The sequence below is a fragment of the Streptomyces sp. NPDC059247 genome, from assembly GCF_042754005.1.
In the GTDB taxonomy this organism is placed as follows: Bacteria; Actinomycetota; Actinomycetes; order Streptomycetales; family Streptomycetaceae; genus Streptomyces.
The window spans coordinates 32,070-50,885 of sequence record NZ_JBHYZW010000006.1 but is presented as its reverse complement, the minus strand read 5'-3'; the positions used below and the strand labels follow the sequence as shown (position 1 = coordinate 50,885).

General features: G+C 72.2%; 15 protein-coding genes. 9 read left to right on the top strand and 6 right to left on the bottom strand.

Going from position 1 to position 18,816, the window contains the following annotated elements; translation table 11 throughout:
• Positions 1-14: 14 nt before the first annotated feature.
• A complete protein-coding gene (locus ACFXGN_RS13790) occupies positions 15-1,418 on the top strand; it encodes a hypothetical protein (protein WP_384857839.1) in 1,404 nt (467 codons plus the stop codon).
• Positions 1,419-1,579: 161 nt separating this feature from the next.
• Here ACFXGN_RS13790 and ACFXGN_RS13785 read toward each other — a convergent pair whose 3' ends face one another.
• Entirely contained in the window at positions 1,580-3,100 is a 1,521-nt protein-coding gene (locus ACFXGN_RS13785) for a peptide MFS transporter (protein ID WP_384857837.1), read from the bottom strand.
• 428 nt (positions 3,101-3,528) lie between these two features.
• On the opposite strand from ACFXGN_RS13785, the gene ACFXGN_RS13780 reads away from it, so the two are divergent.
• Entirely contained in the window at positions 3,529-4,206 is a 678-nt protein-coding gene (locus tag ACFXGN_RS13780) for a response regulator transcription factor (RefSeq protein WP_384857834.1), read from the top strand.
• A 125-nt stretch (positions 4,207-4,331) separates the two neighbouring features.
• Positions 4,332-5,603: an ATP-binding protein gene (locus tag ACFXGN_RS13775; RefSeq protein ID WP_366443795.1), complete on the top strand. Its 1,272-nt coding sequence runs from the start codon at positions 4,332-4,334 to the stop codon at positions 5,601-5,603.
• Between the two features lie 205 nt (positions 5,604-5,808).
• Here the strand turns inward: ACFXGN_RS13775 and ACFXGN_RS13770 are convergent, their stop codons facing one another.
• Positions 5,809-6,324, bottom strand: a complete 516-nt coding sequence (locus ACFXGN_RS13770) for a GtrA family protein (protein WP_384857831.1) — start codon at positions 6,322-6,324, stop codon at positions 5,809-5,811.
• Between the two features lie 133 nt (positions 6,325-6,457).
• Here ACFXGN_RS13770 and ACFXGN_RS13765 point away from each other — a divergent pair, with 133 nt between their 5' ends.
• The 4 genes from ACFXGN_RS13765 to ACFXGN_RS13750 all read left to right on the top strand — a co-directional run bounded on the left by ACFXGN_RS13765 (position 6,458) and on the right by ACFXGN_RS13750 (position 10,465).
• On the top strand, positions 6,458-7,651 hold the full coding sequence (locus ACFXGN_RS13765) for a 5-(carboxyamino)imidazole ribonucleotide synthase (protein WP_384857829.1): 1,194 nt from the start codon (positions 6,458-6,460) through the stop codon (positions 7,649-7,651).
• Between the two features lie 47 nt (positions 7,652-7,698).
• Entirely contained in the window at positions 7,699-8,196 is a 498-nt protein-coding gene (gene purE, locus ACFXGN_RS13760) for a 5-(carboxyamino)imidazole ribonucleotide mutase (RefSeq protein ID WP_384858525.1), read from the top strand.
• Complete coding sequence (locus tag ACFXGN_RS13755) at positions 8,193-9,404, top strand: dipeptidase (protein ID WP_384857826.1); 1,212 nt, start codon at positions 8,193-8,195, stop codon at positions 9,402-9,404. The genes purE and ACFXGN_RS13755 overlap by 4 nt, the downstream gene beginning before the upstream one ends.
• A 137-nt stretch (positions 9,405-9,541) precedes the next feature.
• Positions 9,542-10,465 carry a membrane dipeptidase gene (locus ACFXGN_RS13750; protein WP_384857823.1) on the top strand — a complete coding sequence of 308 codons (924 nt, stop codon included), beginning with the start codon at positions 9,542-9,544 and terminating at the stop codon, positions 10,463-10,465.
• Between the two features lie 66 nt (positions 10,466-10,531).
• Here the strand turns inward: ACFXGN_RS13750 and ACFXGN_RS13745 are convergent, their stop codons facing one another.
• Both ACFXGN_RS13745 and ACFXGN_RS13740 read right to left on the bottom strand, forming a co-directional pair.
• On the bottom strand, positions 10,532-11,857 hold the full coding sequence (locus ACFXGN_RS13745; protein ID WP_384857820.1) for a UDP-glucose dehydrogenase family protein: 1,326 nt from the start codon (positions 11,855-11,857) through the stop codon (positions 10,532-10,534).
• A 218-nt stretch (positions 11,858-12,075) separates the two neighbouring features.
• Positions 12,076-13,443 (bottom strand): LCP family protein, encoded by a 1,368-nt coding sequence (locus tag ACFXGN_RS13740; RefSeq protein ID WP_384857817.1) that lies wholly within the window; start codon positions 13,441-13,443, stop codon positions 12,076-12,078.
• A gap of 130 nt (positions 13,444-13,573) precedes the next feature.
• Between ACFXGN_RS13740 and ACFXGN_RS13735 the strand changes: the two genes are divergently transcribed.
• Entirely contained in the window at positions 13,574-14,107 is a 534-nt protein-coding gene (locus tag ACFXGN_RS13735) for an acyl-CoA thioesterase (protein WP_366443785.1), read from the top strand.
• Positions 14,108-14,315: 208 nt separating this feature from the next.
• On the opposite strand, the gene ACFXGN_RS13730 is transcribed toward ACFXGN_RS13735, so the two are convergent.
• On the bottom strand, positions 14,316-15,698 hold the full coding sequence (locus ACFXGN_RS13730; protein WP_384857814.1) for an LCP family protein: 1,383 nt from the start codon (positions 15,696-15,698) through the stop codon (positions 14,316-14,318).
• Positions 15,699-15,968: 270 nt separating this feature from the next.
• On the opposite strand from ACFXGN_RS13730, the gene ACFXGN_RS13725 reads away from it, so the two are divergent.
• On the top strand, positions 15,969-17,000 hold the full coding sequence (locus ACFXGN_RS13725; protein WP_384857812.1) for a glycosyltransferase family 2 protein: 1,032 nt from the start codon (positions 15,969-15,971) through the stop codon (positions 16,998-17,000).
• 91 nt (positions 17,001-17,091) lie between these two features.
• On the opposite strand, the gene ACFXGN_RS13720 is transcribed toward ACFXGN_RS13725, so the two are convergent.
• Positions 17,092-18,552, bottom strand: a complete 1,461-nt coding sequence (locus tag ACFXGN_RS13720; protein WP_384858522.1) for an LCP family protein — start codon at positions 18,550-18,552, stop codon at positions 17,092-17,094.
• Positions 18,553-18,816: the final 264 nt, after the last annotated feature.

Here is an 18,816-nt window from a genome sequence, read left to right as displayed (position 1 = left end):
GTACGCAACGGAGGATGAGCGCGGCCGGGATCGCGCTGGTGCTCGGCGGCGCGGGGATCCTGATTTCCGCCGCTCCCGCCGGGGCCGCCGAGATCTCGTACGCGACGGAGTGCGTCCCGCCGCCGATCTCCGGGCTTCCGCCCGTGCAGGGCACGACGAAGGTGCTCGTCACGGCTCCGGCGGAGGCGAAGGTCGGCGACGAGGTCGAGATCGTCTGGAAGACGGTGCAGGCCGCGTCGAAGAACCCCGACGTGCTCGACCTGGAGAAGGACACGGTCAAGCCGACCGGCGTCCTCACCGTGGGCGGCGCGGCGAGCGGCACGGTCGCGATGGAGGGGCCCCGGCAGAACCCGCCGATCCCCAAGAACAGCCCGATGGTGCTGCCCGAGATGAAGGGGAAGCTGAGACTGACCAGGGCGGGCGAGGTCACGCTCACCCCGGGCAAGTACACGATCAACGTGTCCAAGCCGCTGTCGACGGACACCAAGTGCGCCCCGAAGGCGGCGGCGCCGGTCGGCGCGACCATCAAGGTCACGGACGGCGGGGGCCCGCCGACGACGGGCGGCACGACGACGACCGGCGGTACGACGACGGGCACCACAACGGGAGCCACCACGACCGGCGGCACCACCACGGGGGCGACCACCACGGGCGGGACCACGTCCGGCGGCACCACCAAGGGCGGCACGACCACCACGGGCGGTGCCACCACCTCCGGCGGTTCCTCCGGCGGTTCCTCCGGGGGGAGCGGCGGCCAGACCTCCTTCCCCGGCAAAGAGGTCTCCGTCTCCTTCAGCTGCCAGGCCCCCGGTCCCGCCGCGATCGAATCGAAGGTGACGATCGACGCCCGGCGAAACGGCGGTGGCTACGCCCTCACGGTCAAGACGGCCAAGGGCGTCATGGACAGTCCCGCCCCGCTGCCCGCCGGGGCGCTCAAGGCGTCCATGGCGGTGAAGGTCGGCGGCGCCGACAACGGCACGGTGAAGGTCACCGGACCGCCCAACGCGACCGCCCTGGGCATGGGCGACCCGGTGAACCTGCCGGACATGAAGGGCACGTACCGGCCCGGCGCGACCGGCAAGGCCACGCTCAGCCCCGGCACGCTGACCATCGACGTCACCCTCGGCAGCTCCAAGATCCAGATCCCGTGCCAGGTCAAGGGCGCGGTCCAGGCCTCCCTCACGCTGGACACCAGCAAGCAGGAGGGCGGGGTCACCGGCGGCTCCGGCGGCGGTGACCCCGCGTCCGGCGGCTCCGGGACCCCCGGCGGCTCCGGCGGTTCCGGCGGCGGGGACCTCGCCCAGACCGGCGCCGACGACGACGGCGCCCTGCGCGCCCTCGCCCTGGTCGCGGGCACGGTGATCCTGCTCGGCGGCGCGGTCTTCACCTTCACCCCCTGGGCGCGGCTGAGGCGCTGACACGGGGCGGGAACGACGGAGGGCCGCCGCACCGGACGGGTGCGGCGGCCCTCACGGCCGTACAGCGGGTGGGGGAGGCGCCAGCGGACGCCATCAGGCAGGCGCCAGCTGATGCCGCCCATCAGGCAGGCGTCGGCGGACGCCCGCCCATCAGACCGACGTCAGCGGACGCCGCCCATCAGACCTTGGACCTTCTTGCGGTACATGAAGATCGCGAAGCCCGCGAAGACGGCCAAGGAGGCTTCCATCGCGATCACCCCCGTCCCGTTCAGGTCGACGCCCGCCAGCGAGAGCAGGCCGGTGGTGCAGTCGCCCGCGGTGACCGCGAGGAACCAGACGCCCATCATCTGGGAGGCGTACTTCTGCGGCGCCATCTTCGTGGTGACGGAGAGGCCGACGGGGGAGAGGCACAGCTCACCGATGGTCTGGATCATGTAGATCGAGACGAGCCACATCGGGGAGACCTTGGTGCCGTCGCCCGCCATGTTCATCGGGACGATGAAGACGAAGAAGGACGCGCCGACCAGGACCAGGCCCATCGCGAACTTCACGACGGTGCTCGGTTCCTGGTTCTTGCGGGCCAGCCAGAGCCACAGCCAGGCGAAGACCGGGGCCAGCGACATCACGAACAGCGGGTTCAGCGACTGGTACCAGGTGGCCGGGAAGCCGAAGCCGAAGACGGTGTCGGCGGTCTTGCCGTCGGCGAACAGGGCCAGCGTCGAACCGCCCTGGTCGTAGATCATCCAGAAGACGGCGGCGGCGACGAAGAACCAGATGTAGCCGGTCATCTTCGACTGCTCGGACTTGTCGAGCTCCTTGTCGCGCTTGATGCGGACCAGGACGGCGACCGGGATGATCAGACCGGCGAGGGTGATCGGGACGAGCGCCCACTTCAGGGTGTACATGCCGAGGCCGACGACGACCCCGTAGAACGTGGCGGCGAGGGCGACGACGAGCGCCGCCTTCACCAGGACGCCCTTGCGCTCCTCCGGCGAGAGCGGGTTCGGGACGATGTTGCTCTTCGGGCTCAGGCTCTTGGTGAAGGCCAGGAAGCAGGCGAGGCCCGCGCCCATGCCGACGGCCGCGAGGGCGAAGCCCAGGTGCCAGTTGACCTTCTCGCCGAGGGTGCCGACGGCGAACGGGGCCACGAAGGCGCCCAGGTTGATGCCGACGTAGAAGAGCGTGAAGCCACCGTCGCGGCGCGGGTCGTCCGGACCGTTGTACAGGTGGCCGACCATCGTGGAGATGTTGGCCTTGAGCAGACCGGAGCCGACCGCGACGAGCGCGAGGCCGACGAAGAACATCGCCTGGCCCGGCAGGGCCAGCGAGGCGTGACCGGCCATGATGATGAAACCGGCGATGGCGACGGTCTTGCGGGCGCCCCAGACGCGGTCGCCGAACCAGCCACCGGGCATGGCCATCAGGTAGACCATCGACACGTACACGGAGTAGATGGCCGTGGCCGTGGCGGCGGTCATGGCGAGGCCGCCGCCCTGGCTGCCGGTGGCCGCGTCCGTGCCGCCGGAGACCAGGTACAGAACGAGAAGAGCCCTCATGCCGTAGTAGGAGAAGCGCTCCCACATCTCGGTGAAGAAGAGGGTGGCCAGACCACGGGGGTGGCCGAGGAACGTCTTCTCGGAACCAGGGGTTCCGCTCGAAGCCGTCGTCAGGCTGGACGCCATGTCGATCCTTGCTCTGTCGGGACGCGCGCCGTGTGAGCGTGATGCGCCCGGTGGGGGAGGCCGGCACCGGCGGCGCCGCGGGCGGCCCCACCGGGATCCACGCCCCGGGAGACGCGTCGTCGCGTCCCGGAACCCGGCCCACAGGTCATTCACCGTCTCCAAGGTGCGGCAGGGCCGACCTCACGCAGAAGAGGACCTCGGCTCGCGAAACTGGCCAAAGGTCCCCGTGTACCGCTACAGACGTCTCGCCACCATACGACACGACACTGTCGGATATGGAAGGACTTGAGAGATGGATCACAGGCTGTGACGCAACCGAACGGGAACATTCGAAGGTCTCGCGCGCGACCACGGCAAGATCCGCAGGCGTTCTCCGGGCCCGGCCGATCACGCCCCTGCCCGGTACCCGCGCCGACTACCATCACCCCATGACCCGTGTACTGCTCGCCGAGGACGACGCATCCATCTCGGAACCGCTGGCCCGCGCCCTGCGGAGAGAGGGGTACGAGGTCGAGGTCCGCGAGGACGGCCCCACCGCCCTCGACGCCGGACTCCAGGGCGGTGTCGATCTGGTCGTGCTCGACCTCGGACTGCCCGGCATGGACGGACTCGAAGTCGCCCGGCGGCTGCGCGCCGAAGGCCACACGGTCCCGATCCTGGTGCTCACCGCGCGCGCCGACGAGGTCGACACCGTCGTCGGGCTCGACGCGGGCGCCGACGACTACGTCACCAAGCCCTTCCGGCTCGCCGAACTCCTCGCCCGGGTCCGGGCCCTGCTCCGGCGCGGCGCCACCGAGCCCGCCGTCGCCCCCTCGACCCACGGCGTCCGCATCGACGTCGAGTCGCACCGCGCCTGGATGGGCGACGAGGAGCTCCAGCTCACCGCCAAGGAGTTCGACCTGCTCCGGGTCCTGGTCCGGGACGCGGGCCGGGTCGTCACCCGCGACCAGCTGATGCGCGAGGTCTGGGACACCACCTGGTGGTCCTCCACCAAGACCCTCGACATGCACATCTCCTGGCTCCGCAAGAAGCTCGGCGACGACGCGGCGAACCCGCGCTACATCGCCACCGTCCGGGGCGTCGGCTTCCGCTTCGAGAAGAGCTGACCCGCCCGCCAGGGTCCGGCCCGGGAAGGGCCGGACCGTCGGGGGCCCGTACGGGACCGGCCGGACCGCCAGGGTCCGCCGCCCGGGGGCCCGGACCCGGACCCGGAAAGAGCTGACACCGCACCGTGCGCCGCCGCCTCATCAACTCCACGCTCGCCGTGGTGCTCGTCGTCATCGCCGTCTTCGGCGTCTCCCTCGTGATCGTGGAGACCCGGACCATCACCAGCAGCGCCCAGGAGAGCGTCGACTCGGAGGCCCTGCGGATCGTCTCCATCGTCGACAGCCGGCTGATCGGCGGCGAGCCGGTCAACCCCGACATCCTCGCCGAGCAGAGCGGCGCCAAGCGGTACGCCGTCATCGACATCCCCGGCCGCTCCCCCATCGAGATCGGCACCCGCCCCAGGGGCGACGTCCTCAAGGGCTTCGCGGAGGGCGAGCGCGGCGAGACCGTCACCGTCGAGGAGTCCCGCTCCGCCGTCACCGCCGAGGTCGGCCGCACCCTCATGATCATCGGCGCGGTGGCGCTGCTCGCCGTCATCGCCGCCGTCCTGCTCGCCGTACGGCAGGCCGACAAGCTGGCCTCCCCGCTCACCGACCTCGCGGAGACCGCCGAGCGCCTCGGCTCCGGCGACCCCCGCCCCCGCCACAAGCGGTACGGGGTCCCCGAACTCGACCGGGTCGCCGATGTCCTCGACGCCTCCGCCGAGCGCATCGCCCGGATGCTCACCGCCGAGCGCAGACTCGCCGCCGACGCCTCCCACCAGCTCCGCACCCCCCTCACCGCGCTCTCCATGCGCCTGGAGGAGGTCGCCCTCGCCGACGACCTGGACACCGTCAAGGAGGAGGCGACGATCGCGCTCACCCAGGTCGAGCGGCTCACCGACGTCGTCGAACGGCTGCTCACCAACTCCCGGGACCCCCGGACGGGCTCCGCCGTCGCCTTCGACCTCGACGAGGTCGTCAAGCAGCAGATCGAGGAGTGGCGGCCCGCCTACCGCAGCGCCGGACGGGCCATCGTCCACTCGGGCAAGCAGGGGATGCGGGCGGTCGGCACCCCCGGCGCCGTCGCCCAGGTCCTCGCCGCCCTCATCGAGAACTCCCTGATGCACGGCGGCGGCACGGTCGCCCTGCGGACCCGGGTCACCGGCAACCAGTCGGTGATCGAGGTCACCGACGAGGGGCCCGGCGTCCCCGCCGACCTCGGCGCGCGGATCTTCGAGCGGGCCGTCAGCGGGCGCAGCTCCACCGGCATCGGACTGGCCGTCGCCCGGGACCTCGCGGAGGCGGACGGCGGCCGTCTCGAACTGCTCCAGCAGCAGCCGCCGGTCTTCGCGCTCTTCCTGAGCCGTGAGGTCCGGAGCGTCTCCGACACCCCCAGGGAACGGCCCGTACGGTGACGGGGCGCCGCTCCGTACGGTGACGGCGGGGCGCTCCGTAGAAAAGCCCGGAGCCCCGGACACGGCCCCGGAAGCCCCTGGAAGCCCCCGGAAGGCCGTCAGCCCGGTGCGGTGGCCCGGCCGGTCAGACCCGGGGCGGTGGCCGGACCGGTCAGACCCGGGGCGGTGGCCGGACCGGTCAGACCCGGGGCGGTGGCCGGGCCGGTCAGACCCGGTCGGGCTGGCGGCGGCTCGCCTGGCGCGGGGCGTGCTCCAGGAACGATTCGGCGGTCTGCACCGCCTCCTTCGCGGGCAGCGCGCGGAACACCCAGGTGCGGTACGACCAGAAGCGGAACAGGGTCGCCACCCCGATGCCGAAGAACTTGAAGAAGTTGCTCTGGAGCGAGGAGTCCCAGCCGAAGCCGTACGTCGCCGTGTACAGCAGCCCGTTCTGGATCACCAGACCGATCAGGCTGAAGACGAGGAAGAGAGACATCTCCTTGGTGCGGCTGCTCTTGTCCCGGTCCCGGTAGGTGAAGTACCGGAAGCCGACGTAGTTGAACGCGATGGCGACCACGGTGGCCACGACGCTCGCCCGGACCACCTGCAGGTCCGAGAAGTGGCGCAGGAGATTGAACACCCCGAGGTCGACCAGGACCCCGACGGCACCCACGGCACCGAACTTGGCGACCTCCCGGGCGAGCCGGTCGAGTCGCGTGCGCAGCGCGCCGGGTTCACTCATGGTGATGGCTCTGTCCCGTCCGTCGGGTGGCGTCCGGATGACGTCAACCCGACCATGCTAACCAGCGCTCCCGTCACCCGCCCGTGTACCTCGGAAACCACGGAGGAAGCCGCTCCCCACCCACCCCTTCGTTGTGCCAAAGCACAGCCGGACGAGTGTTCCCCGATGGTGCGGATACCCTAAGAGGGTGACGTTCCCGGTAGTCGGTATGGTCGGTGGCGGTCAGCTCGCCCGTATGACCCACGAGGCGGGCATCCCCCTCGGCATCAAGTTCAAGCTCCTCAGTGACACCCCGCAGGACTCGGCGGCCCAGGTGGTGAGCGAGGTCGTCATCGGCGACTACCGCGACCTGGACACGCTGCGCGCCTTCGCGCGGGGCTGTGACGTGATCACCTTCGATCACGAGCACGTCCCCACGGAGCACCTGAGGGCCCTCGAAGCGGACGGTGTGCCCGTCCGCCCCGGGCCCGACGCGCTGGTGCACGCCCAGGACAAGGGGGTGATGCGCGCCCGGCTCGACGAGATCGGCGCCCCCAGCCCCCGGCACCGCATCGTGACGGACCCCGAGGACGCGGCGGCCTTCGCCGCCGAGGCCGGGGGCTATCCGATCATCCTCAAGACCGTGCGCGGCGGCTACGACGGCAAGGGCGTCTGGTTCGTCCGCACCCCCGAGGACGCCCACGAGCCGTTCCGCGCGGGCGTCCCCGTCCTCGCCGAGGAGAAGGTCGACTTCGTCCGCGAGCTCGCCGCCAACATCGTGCGCTCCCCGCACGGGCAGGCCGTCGCCTACCCGGTCGTCGAGTCCCGCCAGGTCGACGGCGTCTGCGACACCGTGATCGCGCCCGCCCCCGGTCTCGACGAGCGGCTCGCCGGACAGGCGCAGGAGCTGGCGCTGCGGATCGCCGGCGAACTGGGCGTCGTCGGCCACCTGGCCGTCGAGCTGTTCCAGACCGCGGACGGCCGCATCCTCGTCAACGAGCTGGCGATGCGCCCGCACAACTCGGGGCACTGGACCCAGGACGGCGCGATCACCTCCCAGTTCGCCAACCACGTCCGCGCGGTCCTCGACCTGCCCCTCGGCGACCCGCGCCCGCGCGCCCCGTGGACCGTGATGTGCAACGTCCTGGGCGGCGACTACCCGGACATGTACTCCGCGTACCTCCACTGCATGGCCAGGGACCCGCAGCTCAAGATCCACATGTACGGCAAGGACGTGAAGCCCGGTCGTAAGGTGGGCCACGTGAACACCTACGGCGACGATCTGGACGACGTGCTGGAGCGCGCCCGCCACGCCGCCGGATACCTGCGAGGAACGATCACAGAGTGAGCAGCACGAGCGGTTCCCCCGCCCCCGCCCCCGTCGTCGGCATCGTGATGGGCTCCGACTCCGACTGGCCCGTCATGGAGGCCGCGGCGCAGGCCCTCGACGAGTTCGGCGTCCCCTACGAGGTCGACGTCGTCTCCGCGCACCGGATGCCCCGCGAGATGATCGCGTACGGCGAGGAGGCCGCCGGGCGCGGCCTCAAGGCGATCGTCGCGGGCGCGGGCGGCGCCGCTCACCTGCCGGGGATGCTCGCCTCCGTCACCCCGCTGCCCGTCATCGGCGTGCCGGTGCCGCTGAAGTACCTCGACGGCATGGACTCGCTGCTCTCCATCGTGCAGATGCCCGCGGGCGTCCCCGTCGCCACCGTCTCCGTCGCGGGCGCCCGCAACGCGGGCCTGCTCGCCGTCCGGATGCTCGCCGCGCACGACCCGGCGCTGCTCGACCGGATGCGGGGCTTCCAGCGGGAGCTGAACGAGCAGGCCACCGAGAAGGGCAAGAAGCTGCGGGCCAGGGTCGAGGGCGCCGACTCCTTCGGGTTCGGCCGATGAGCGCCGCCGACCGCCTCGAAGAGGCCCGCGCGCTGCTCGCCGACCACCCCGTCGCCGACGGCCACAACGACCTGCCGTGGGCGCTGCGCGAACACGTGCGCTACGACCTGGACCGGATGGACATCGGCGCCGACCAGAGCGCCGCGCTCCACACCGACCTCGCCCGGCTGCGGGCCGGTGGCGTCGGCGCCCAGTTCTGGTCGGTGTACGTGCCCTGCCGGCTCGCCGGGGACGACGCCGTCAGCGCCACCCTGGAGCAGATCGACATCGTCGACCAGCTCCTGGAGCGGTACGCGGCCGACCTCGCCCCCGCCCGTACGGCGGACGACATGGAGGCGGCCCGCGCACAGGGCCGCATCGCCTCCCTGAAGGGCGCCGAGGGCGGCCACTCGATCAACAACTCGCTGGGCACCCTGCGCGCGCTGCACGCCCTGGGCGTGCGGTACATGACGCTCACCCACAACGACAACAACGACTGGGCGGACTCGGCGACCGACGCGCCCCGCGTCGGCGGTCTCTCCGCCTTCGGCCGTCAGGTCGTCCGCGAGATGAACCGCTGCGGGATGCTCGTCGACCTCTCGCACGTGGCCGCCACCACCATGCGCGACGCGCTGGACACCTCGGCGGCGCCGGTGATCTTCTCGCACTCCTCGGCGCTCGCGGTCTGCGACCACCCGAGGAACGTCCCGGACGACGTCCTGGAGCGGCTGTCCGCCAACGGCGGTGTCGCCATGGCCACCTTCGTGCCCAAGTTCATCCTCCCCGCGGCCGTCGAGTGGACCGCCCGCGCCGACGCGAACCTGCGGGCGCACGGCCTCGACCACCTCGACACCACCGAGCGGGCGATGGCGCTGCACCGCGCCTTCGAGGAGGCGGACCCGCGCCCGGTCGCCACCGCCGCCACGGTCGCCGACCACCTCGACCACATGCGCGAGGTCGCGGGCATCGACCACATCGGCATCGGCGGCGACTACGACGGGACGGCCTTCACCCCGGCCGGACTCGACGACGTCGCCGGATACCCGAACCTGGTCGCGGAGCTGCTGCACCGGGGCTGGTCGCACCCGGACCTCGCCAAGCTGACCTGGTCCAACGCGGTCCGCGCACTCCGGGACGCGGAGGCCGTCTCGCGCGATCTGAAGGGCCGTACGGCCCCGTCGAACGCGACGCCCGCCTCCCTGGACACCCTGGTCCCGCAAGGCGCCTGACGGGTCGTACGGGCCGTTCCGGCTCACCCGGACGGCTCAGTCCGCCGCGCTCCCCCGGGGGCCCGGTGGCACGGTGGACGGTACTGCCCCGCCGCACATGGCGGGGCGGTACTGCATCACCGAGTTCGGAGTACCCCATGGCGGAACTGCTAGACGCCCACACCCCCTTCCCCACCGTTCCCGCCACCGGCGGCGAGCCCCGGGCTCCCGAGCCGCCCCCACCGCCCGACGAGACCAGCCGGGCCCGCGCCCTGCTGGCCGCCCAGCCCGTCACCGAGGGGCACACCGAACTGCCCCGGTCCCTCGACCCGGAGGACCTGCCGCCCGTCCGGGCGGCGGAGGCCGGAGCCCAGTTCTGGTCGCTGCGGGTGGACGGCGACGACGGCGTCGTCGGGACCCTGCGGCGCATCGACACGGTCCGCGCGCTCGTCGCCGCCTGCCCCGAGGACCTGCGCCTCGCGCACACCACCTCCGAGATGGCCCACGCCCGCAACTGCGGCCGGGTCGCCGCCCTGCTCGGGCCGGTCGGCGGGAACGCGCTCGGCGGCTCGGCCGCGACCCTGCGGGCCTACCACGCCCTGGGCGTACGGGCCGTCGGCCTCACCCGCTACGACCGCTTCGCCCTCGGCGCGGTACGGGAGATGAACCGCATCGGCCTGGCCGTGGACCTGTCGGGCGCCGACCAGGACACGCTCCGCCGGGTCCTCGCGGTCACCCGCGCCCCCGCGCTGCTGACCCGGGCGGCCCCGGAGGCCCTCGCCGACGACGTCCTCGGCCTCCTCGGCGAGAACGGCGCGGTCTGCATGGTGACCGTGACCGACGACCCGGCCGCCGTCGCCGACGTCCTCGACCGGGTACGGGCCCTGGCCGGTCCGCACTGCGCGGGCCTCTCCGGCACCACCGCCCCGGCCGTCGGCTACGTCCCGCTCTTCGCGGAGCTGCTCCGCCGGGGCTGGCCCGCCCAGGAACTGGTGGGGCTCGCCCACGCCAACGTCACCCGGGCGCTGCGGGAGACGGAGTTCCTGTCCCGGACGAACCGCATCCGGCCCGCGGCGGCCTGACCGTACGACGGGAGGAGGGGGGTGCGGACGTCCGCACCCCCCTCCTCCCGTCGGGTCACCGCCGCCTCAGGCGCGGGGGCGGCCCATCGCCCGGTACGTCCAGCCGGCCGCCCGCCAGCGCTCGGCGTCCAGCGCGTTGCGGCCGTCCAGGATCACCCGGGAGGCGGCCACCCCGGCCAGCTCCGCCGGGTCGAGCTCGCGGAACTCGCGCCACTCGGTCAGGTGCAGCACCACGTCCGCGCCGCGCACGGCCTCCCGCGCCGAGTCCGCGTACCCCAGGGTCGGGAAGATGCGGCGGGCGTTGTCCATGCCCTTCGGGTCGTAGACGGTGACCTGGCCGCCCTGGAGGTGTATCTGTCCGGCGACGTTCAGCGCGGGGGAGTCGCGGACGTCGTCCGAGTCGGGCTTGAAGGTGGCGCCGAGGACGGCGACCCGGCGGCCCAGGAAGGAGTTCCCGCCGAGGACCTCGCGGGTCATCTCGACCATCTGGCCGCGCCGCCGCATGTTGATGGAGTCGATCTCGCGCAGGAAGGTCAGCGCCTGGTCGGCGCCCAGCTCTCCGGCGCGGGCCATGAACGCCCGGATGTCCTTGGGCAGGCAGCCGCCGCCGAAGCCGATGCCCGCGCGGAGGAACTTGGCCCCGATGCGGTCGTCGTGGCCGATGGCCTCCGCGAGCAGGGCCACGTCACCGCCCGCCGCTTCGCAGACCTCGGCCATCGCGTTGATGAAGGAGATCTTGGTGGCGAGGAAGGAGTTGGCGGCCGTCTTCACCAGTTCGGCGGTCGGGAAGTCGGTGACGACGAACGGGGAGCCCGCGCCGACCGGGACGGCGTACACCTCGCGCAGCAGCTTCTCGGCCCGCTCGCCGCGGACGCCGACCACGATCCGGTCCGGACGCAGGGTGTCCTGGACGGCGAAGCCCTCCCGCAGGAACTCCGGGTTCCAGGCCAGCTCGACGCCCTCGGGGAGGACGTCCGCGAGCCGTTCGGCCGAGCCGACGGGCACGGTGGACTTGCCGACGACCAGGGCCCCCTCGCGGACGACCCCGGCGAGGGAGGCGAAGGCGGCGTCGACGTAGCTCATGTCGCAGGCGTACTCGCCGTGCCTCTGCGGGGTGTTCACACAGACGAAGTGCACGTCGCCGAAGGCGCCGACCTCCTCCCAGGAGGTGGTGAAGCGGAGCCGCCCGGTGGAGCCCTCGATGCCCACGACGTGCTTCGAGAGCAGTTCTTCGAGCCCCGGCTCGTACATCGGGACCCGGCCGGTGGAGAGCAGTTCGATCTTCTCGGGGACGACGTCGAGTCCCAGCACTTCGAAGCCCAGCTCCGCCATGGCCGCGGCGTGGGTGGCGCCGAGGTAGCCGGTGCCGATCACGGTGATCTTGAGGGCCATGCGGTTCTCCTGGGAAGCTCGGGCGAATGCCTGCCCGAGCATAGTCCTGCCCAGGTCGGGACTCCCGGCACGGCCCGCCCTTCGGGTTACCCGACGGTAGCGGGCGGGTCCGGTCGGGCCGGGAGGGGCCGTGTCCGGCACGCTACCTCCCGTGGGCCGGACGTACGGGAAGGGCGCCCCCCGGTGGGAGGCGCCCTTCCCGTACGTACGGGGGAGGGTCAGCGGTTCGACTCGACCGTGACCTTCTGGTCGTTCTTGATCTGCTCGACGAGCTGCTTCACCTTCGGCATGTCCCACTTCAGGGAGCCCTGCGGCGCGCTGCCCGCGATCGGCATGTTCATCGACCTGCCGTCGCCGCTGTTGATGCCCTTCATCGCGAAGAACATCTGGCCGAGGTCGTACAGCGACATGTCCTTGTCCACGATCAGCGTGTCCAGACCGGCGCCGAGCGTCGGGTACAGCGCGAACGGGTTGAGGATCGTGCCCGGCGTCGCCGCCTGGTTGGCCAGCGCGGAGAGGAACTTCTGCTGGTTCTTCGTCCGCTGGAGGTCCGACTCGGCGAAGGCGTACCGGGTCCGGACGAAGGCCAGCGCCTGCTCGCCGTCGAGGGTCTGGGTGCCCGCCTGGAAGTCGGCGCCGGACTTCTTGTCCTTGAAGCCCTTCTCGATGTTCAGCTCGACGCCGCCGAGCGCGTCCACGATGTTCGCGAAGCCCGCGAAGCCGATCTCGGCGTAGTGGTCGATGCGCAGCCCGGTGTTGAACTCGACCGTCCGCACCAGCAGTTCGGGGCCGTCCATCGCGTAGGCGGCGTTCAGCTTGGAGCCGCCGCGCGCCGGGTACGCCTTGCCCGACTCGGAGCCGACGAAGTTCGGGATGGTCACCCAGGAGTCACGGGGCAGCGAGACCATCGTGTTCCCGCTGGAGCAGGCCGCGAGGATCATCATCGAGTCGGTCCGCTTGCCCTCGGCGGAGCCGGTGTGCAGCTTCTTCTTCTCCTCGGCGGTCATGCCCTCGCGGCTGTCCGAACCGACGATCAGATACGTCGTGCAGTCGCCCTCGGCGGGCCGCTCGATGACCTTGGAGAGGTCCACCTCGTTGCGCATCCGCGAGCTGGCCCACGCGTAGGTGCCGACGCCCCAGACGAGGAGGCCCACGACCAGGACGATCGAGCCGATCTTGATCCGCTTGCGCCAGTCCGGGGCGGGCCGCCCGGGACGGCCGCCGCCGGGGCCCGGCGTGTACTGCGGGGGCACACCGCCGGGGCCGCCGCCCTGAGGTCCGCCGCCCTGCTGGCCGCCGTAGACCTGGCCCGAGCTGTAGCCGGAGTCGTAGCCGGTGCCCTGTGCCTGGGTGAAGCTCGGGTTGTAGCCCTGGTCGGGGTTCTGGCGGTGCCCTTGGCCGTGGCCCTGCCGACGCCCCTGGCCCTGGCCGTAGCCCTGGTCATGGCCCTGGCCGTAGCCCTGGTCGGGGCGCGGCGGCTGCTGCGGCATCTGCGGTCGCCGCACATGGCTCATCCGGCGCGGTCCCTCGGGCTGGGGGGTCGCGCCGCCGCGGCCGTAGCCGCCGTCTTCGGGCCAGTCATTCATGCGGACCAGTGTGCCGGTGCGGACTTCACCGGCGACAGGGCGGGTGGAAGATAGGACCGGTGCTGTTGCCAAGCTGATGCAAACCCGACCGAACGGCGACGGACACCGAGCCCGGCATATGGTGGAGCGCATGACAGATCAGGGCGATATCCCGGGCAAGCCCACCTCCGCCTCCCGCACCACCCTCAGCCACATCATGACCAGCCACGACACCAACCTCCTCGGTACGGTGCACGGCGGCGTGATCATGAAGCTGGTGGACGACGCGGCGGGCGCTGTCGCGGGCCGTCACTCCGGCGGCCCGGCCGTCACCGCCTCGATGGACGAGATGGTCTTCCTGGAGCCCGTCAGGGTCGGCGATCTGCTGCATGTGAAGGCCCAGGTCAACTGGACCGGACGGTCCTCGATGGAGGTCGGCGTCCGGGTGCTCGCCGAGCGCTGGAACGAGTCGACGCCCGCCACTCAGGTCGGCTCCGCGTACCTGGTCTTCGCCGCCGTCGACGCGGACGGCAAGCCCCGCCCCGTCCCCCAGGTCGTCCCGGAGACCGAGCGGGACAAGCGGCGCAACCAGGAGGCCCAGATCCGCCGCACCCACCGCCTCGCCCGCCGCCAGGCGATCAAGGAACTCCGCGAGCGCCGCGCCGCGGAGGGCTACACGGACTGATCCCCCGGGCCGCCGGGACCCCGCACCTCCGCCCAGGGGTCCGGCACCTCCGCCCCGGGACCCCGCACCTCCGCCCCGGGACCCCGCACCTCCGCCCAGGACCCGCCCTGGTCCCGGGCAGCCCCCTACGGGCCCGCCCCCACCGGCACACCCCTACGGCAGGCTCCCTACGGGCACCCCCGTACGGGCACCCCCGTACGGCAGAGCCCTAGGGGCACACCACCCGGTCCCCCGTGACCGCCTCGAACGGGCCCGTGCGGCCCGTCTCCTCCGCCCGTACCGCCGTCACCCCCTTGTAGTCCGCGCCCACCGTCACCCGCAGCGTCCCGCCGCGCCCCGGGACCGGCCGCAGCTCCGCGCCCGGCAGGGCCGCCGCCAGGGACTTCGCCGAACGGTCCCAGCGCGGGTCGTACTCGACGAGCGTCCGCTCCTGCTCCCGTCCCGCACCCGTCATCGGGGTCCGGGTGGTGTCGAAGCCGGTGCCGCGCAGGGCGTCGTCCACCTTCCGGCCGAGCCCGTCGGTCCGGGTGCCGTTGTAGACCTGCACGCGGATCGTGCGCGGCGCCACGTCCACCACGACCGCCTTCGGCGCCTTCGCCGAGGTCGCGGCGGGGGACGCCGGGGCCAGCGGCCGGTCCTCCCGGAGCGCCTGGAACAGCTTCTGCGCCTTGGCCGCGTCCCACTTCACCGTGGAGCCGATCCCCTTCACCGGGAAGCTCATGTCGCCGATCGGCACGGACACGAACTCCGACGACGCCGGGACGAAGCCGTGCATCGCCTTGGCGAGCGCGAGCAGCTGGTCCGTGCCGAACCCCTCGTCCGCCCGCACCGAGCTGAGCATGGTCGTCGCCACCTCCCGGAACCGCACCGGGTTGAGCAGCACCCCGCCGCTGGTCATCCGCTCGATCAGGGCCGCCACGAAGCGCTGCTGCCGCTGCATCCGCCCGATGTCGGCGGCGCCGTCGATGTGCCGGGAGCGCACGTACTGGAGGGCCTGGCCGCCGTTCAGCTCATGGGTTCCGGCGGGCAGATCGAGCCCGGTGTACGCGTCCTTCAGCGGCCGGGTCGTACAGATCCGCACCCCGTCGACCGCGTCCACGGTCCGCATGAAGCTGGTGAAGTCCAGCTCCAGATAGTGGTCGATCTTGACGCCGGTCATCGACTCGACGGTCCGCACGGTCAGGCCGGGACCGCCCTCCGCGTACGCCGCGTTCAGCTTCACCGGATGCGCGTGGTGCTTCTTCCCCGAGGTCAGATCGGTGTGCTCGGGCATCTCGGCGTACGAGTCGCGGGGCAGGCTCACCACGCTCGCCCGCTCCCGGTCCTCCGAGATGTGCACCAGCATCACCGTGTCGGTGCAGTGGCAGGGCGCGCCGCCGAGCCGGTACTTCGCCCGCTCCTCCGGGGTGATCCGGTCCCGTCCGTCGGTGCCGACGACGAGCACGTTCATCCCGTGCCCGCCCTGCGGCCGGTTCTTCATGTCCTTGAAGGGGTCGACCCGGGTGATCCCGGTGTCGAGCCCGGTCACCACGGCGTGCCCGATGCCGCCCGCCGCGAGGACCGTGACGGAGAGCGCCGTCGCCATCCGCATCCCCCACCGGGGGCGCCGCCCGCCCCGGCTCGGCCGACGGACCGGCACGGATCGGGCCGCGGGCCGCGGACGGGGCGTGCGGGGCGGTGCGGGCACGGACGGACACCTCCGCGGGCGGGACGTGGGGAACCGGAAGAGAAGAACGGTAGGCCCATACGATCAGAGCAGGGGAGCGCCACCCGTGCGGGCGCGCCCGGTGTCCCCCGTTCGCGGTAACGTGGCGGCAAACCACCGTCTTACCGGGGGGCGACCCCCGAACTCCGAGGAACCATGCTGCCCCCCGTCTCCGTGATCATGCCGGTCCTCAACGAGGAGCGGTACCTGCGCACCTCGGTTCGTCACATCCTGGAGCAGGAGTACGACGGCGAGATGGAGGTGGTGATCGCGCTCGGGCCGTCCACGGACCGCACCGACGAGATCGCCGCCGAGCTCGTCCGCGAAACCGCTTCGGAGGGGCGTCGCGTCCAGACGGTGCCGAACCCCACCGGCCGCACACCCGCCGCGCTCAACGCGGCGATCCGGGCGTCCCACCACCCGATCGTGGTACGCGTCGACGGCCACGGGATGCTCTCCCCCGACTACATCTCGACCGCCGTCCGGCTCCTGGAGGAGACCGGCGCGCAGAACGTCGGCGGAGTGATGCACGCCGAGGGCGAGAACGCCTGGGAGGACGCGGTCGCCGCCGCGATGACCTCGAAGATCGGCGTCGGCAACGCGGCCTTCCACACGGGCGGCGAGGCGGGGCCCGCCGAGACCGTGTACCTGGGGGTGTTCCGCCGCGAGGCCCTCGAACAGCAGGGCGGCTACAACGTGGAGTTCGTCCGCGCCCAGGACTGGGAGCTGAACTTCCGCATCCGCGAGGCCGGCGGCCTGATCTGGTTCTCGCCGGAGCTGCGCGTCCAGTACCGCCCCCGCCCCTCGGTGCGGGCCCTGGCCAAGCAGTACAAGGACTACGGGCGGTGGCGCCACGTGGTGGCCCGCTACCACCGGGGTTCCATCAACCTCCGCTACCTGGCCCCGCCGGCCGCCGTCTGCGCCATCGCCGCGGGCCTGGTCGTGGGCGCCGTCCTCACCCCGCTCGGCTTCGTCGTCCCGGCCGGTTACCTCGCCGCGATCACGGCGGGCTCGGTCCCGGCGGGCAAGGGGCTGCCGCTCAAGGCCCGGCTGCGCATCCCGGTGGCGCTGGCGACCATGCACATGGCCTGGGGCTACGGCTTCCTGACGAGCCCCCGGTCGCTGGCCAGGAAGGTCATCGCGAGCCGCCGCCCGGCGGTGCGCACCGGCGAGACCGAGTCGGTCTGAGCCCCGGCGGCTCCGGGCGCGACGCACCACGCACGACGGCCGGACCCCGGGAAGGGGTCCGGCCGTCGTCGTACGGGTGCGGGGGAGCGGGTCAGCTCTTCCCGTCCCACCGGTAGACCGAGTAGATGTCCATGCAGGTCGTCTTGTCGTCGGCGCCCTCGGGCAGGTCGCCCGCCTTCGACACCGGCGCCTTGTAGGCGGAGCCCTCGCGCCAGTCCGCGCCGACGACGAGGGCGATGCCCTCGGTCTTCGCGTCGGCCCTGACCTTGCCCTCGGGGACGCCGAGGGCCTTCGCCACGGAGGCCGCGTTCGCCCTGGCCTGGTCGCCGCCGGACTTCGGGTAGAGGACGACGGTGTCCTCGCGGGGCGTCTGGTCCGTGATCGCCGCGGCCAGGGAGAAGCCCTTGCCCGCCAGGACCGCGGCGATGTCCTTGGCGCGCCCCCCGACGGCCATGTGGTCGGTGCCCGCGGTGCCGTTGGAGACGGTCACGGCGAAGGCGCCGGGGTCCTCCGCGACGGCCTTCGGCTTCGCGGACACGGTCGCCTCGGGCTTCTGACCGGTGGCCTTGCCGTTCTTGTCGAAGGCGATGTCGTCCCGGATCATCGACCACATCTTGTCGGCGGCCGACTCGATCATGACGACCTTGTTCCTGTTCTGGGACCACTCGGTCGTCGGGACCGTCGCCGTCGTCAGACGGTTCATCTTCACGTTCTTGAGCTGCATCGACAGATCGAACAGCTTCTTCACCGACTTCAGCTCGTCGGAGACCTGGAGCGACCTGGTGGCGGTCTCCGCGAGGCCCATCAGCTGTCCGGTGTCGCTCCAGGCGTTCTGCTTCTGGAGCTTCTCCACCATGCCGTTGAGGTACATGTGCTGGGCCTTGGCCCGGTTCTGGTCGCTGCCGAAGGCGTGCCGGGTGCGGAGCCACTGGAGGGCCTGCTTGCCCTGGACCTCGGTGGTGCCCTGGGGCAGCTTCAGACCGGAGCCGCCCTTCACCATGCGGGTCGGCTTGTCCCAGACGCCGGTCTTCACACAGACGGGGACGCCGCCGACCTCGTCGGCCATCGCCACCACACCGGCGAAGTCGATCATGATCCAGTGGTCGATGTAGACCCCGGTGAGCTTCTCCCAGGTGGTGAGGGTGCAGCCGGGACCACCGCGCGCCAGCGTCTCGTTGATGGGGTCCCTGGTCGTCGCGGGGTGGGTCGTGCCGCCGTCCTTGCACTCCGGTATGGGCACGATCGTGTCGCGCGGTATGGAGACGATGGAGGCGTTCTGCCGGTCCGCCGAGACGTGCAGCAGCATCTGCACATCGGCCAGCGGCTTGCTGTCCCGGAGGTCCTTGCCGCCGCCGAGCGCCACGTTCTTGGCGTCGGCGCGGCTGTCGGAGCCGATGAGCAGGATGTTCAGCGGGGTGTCGCCCAGCGCGTTCGGCGTGGCCTTCTTGACGCCGCTCTCACCGCCCGCGCGGCTGCCGCCGCGGATGTTGCTGTTCAGGTGCTCGTAGTACAGGTATCCGGCGCCGGCCGTGCCGAGTATCAGCACCGACATCGTGATCGCGACCCAGCGCAGCACCTTGCGCTTGCCGGCCTTCTTGGCGCGCCGGGAGCCGCCGCGCCGGTGACCGGACCGGCCGCCGCCCGCGCCGCCGCCCGCCGGGTCGGCGCCCGCCGTGCCGCGTCGGCGCTCGGCCCGCGTCGGGCCGGAGGCCCCGGCCTCCTCGGACGCCCCGCCGTCCGCGCCGGTGGTCCCACCGGCGTCGTACGGGTCGTCGTCCCAGCCCCGTTCACGAGCGCGCGGAACGCTGTCCCGCGT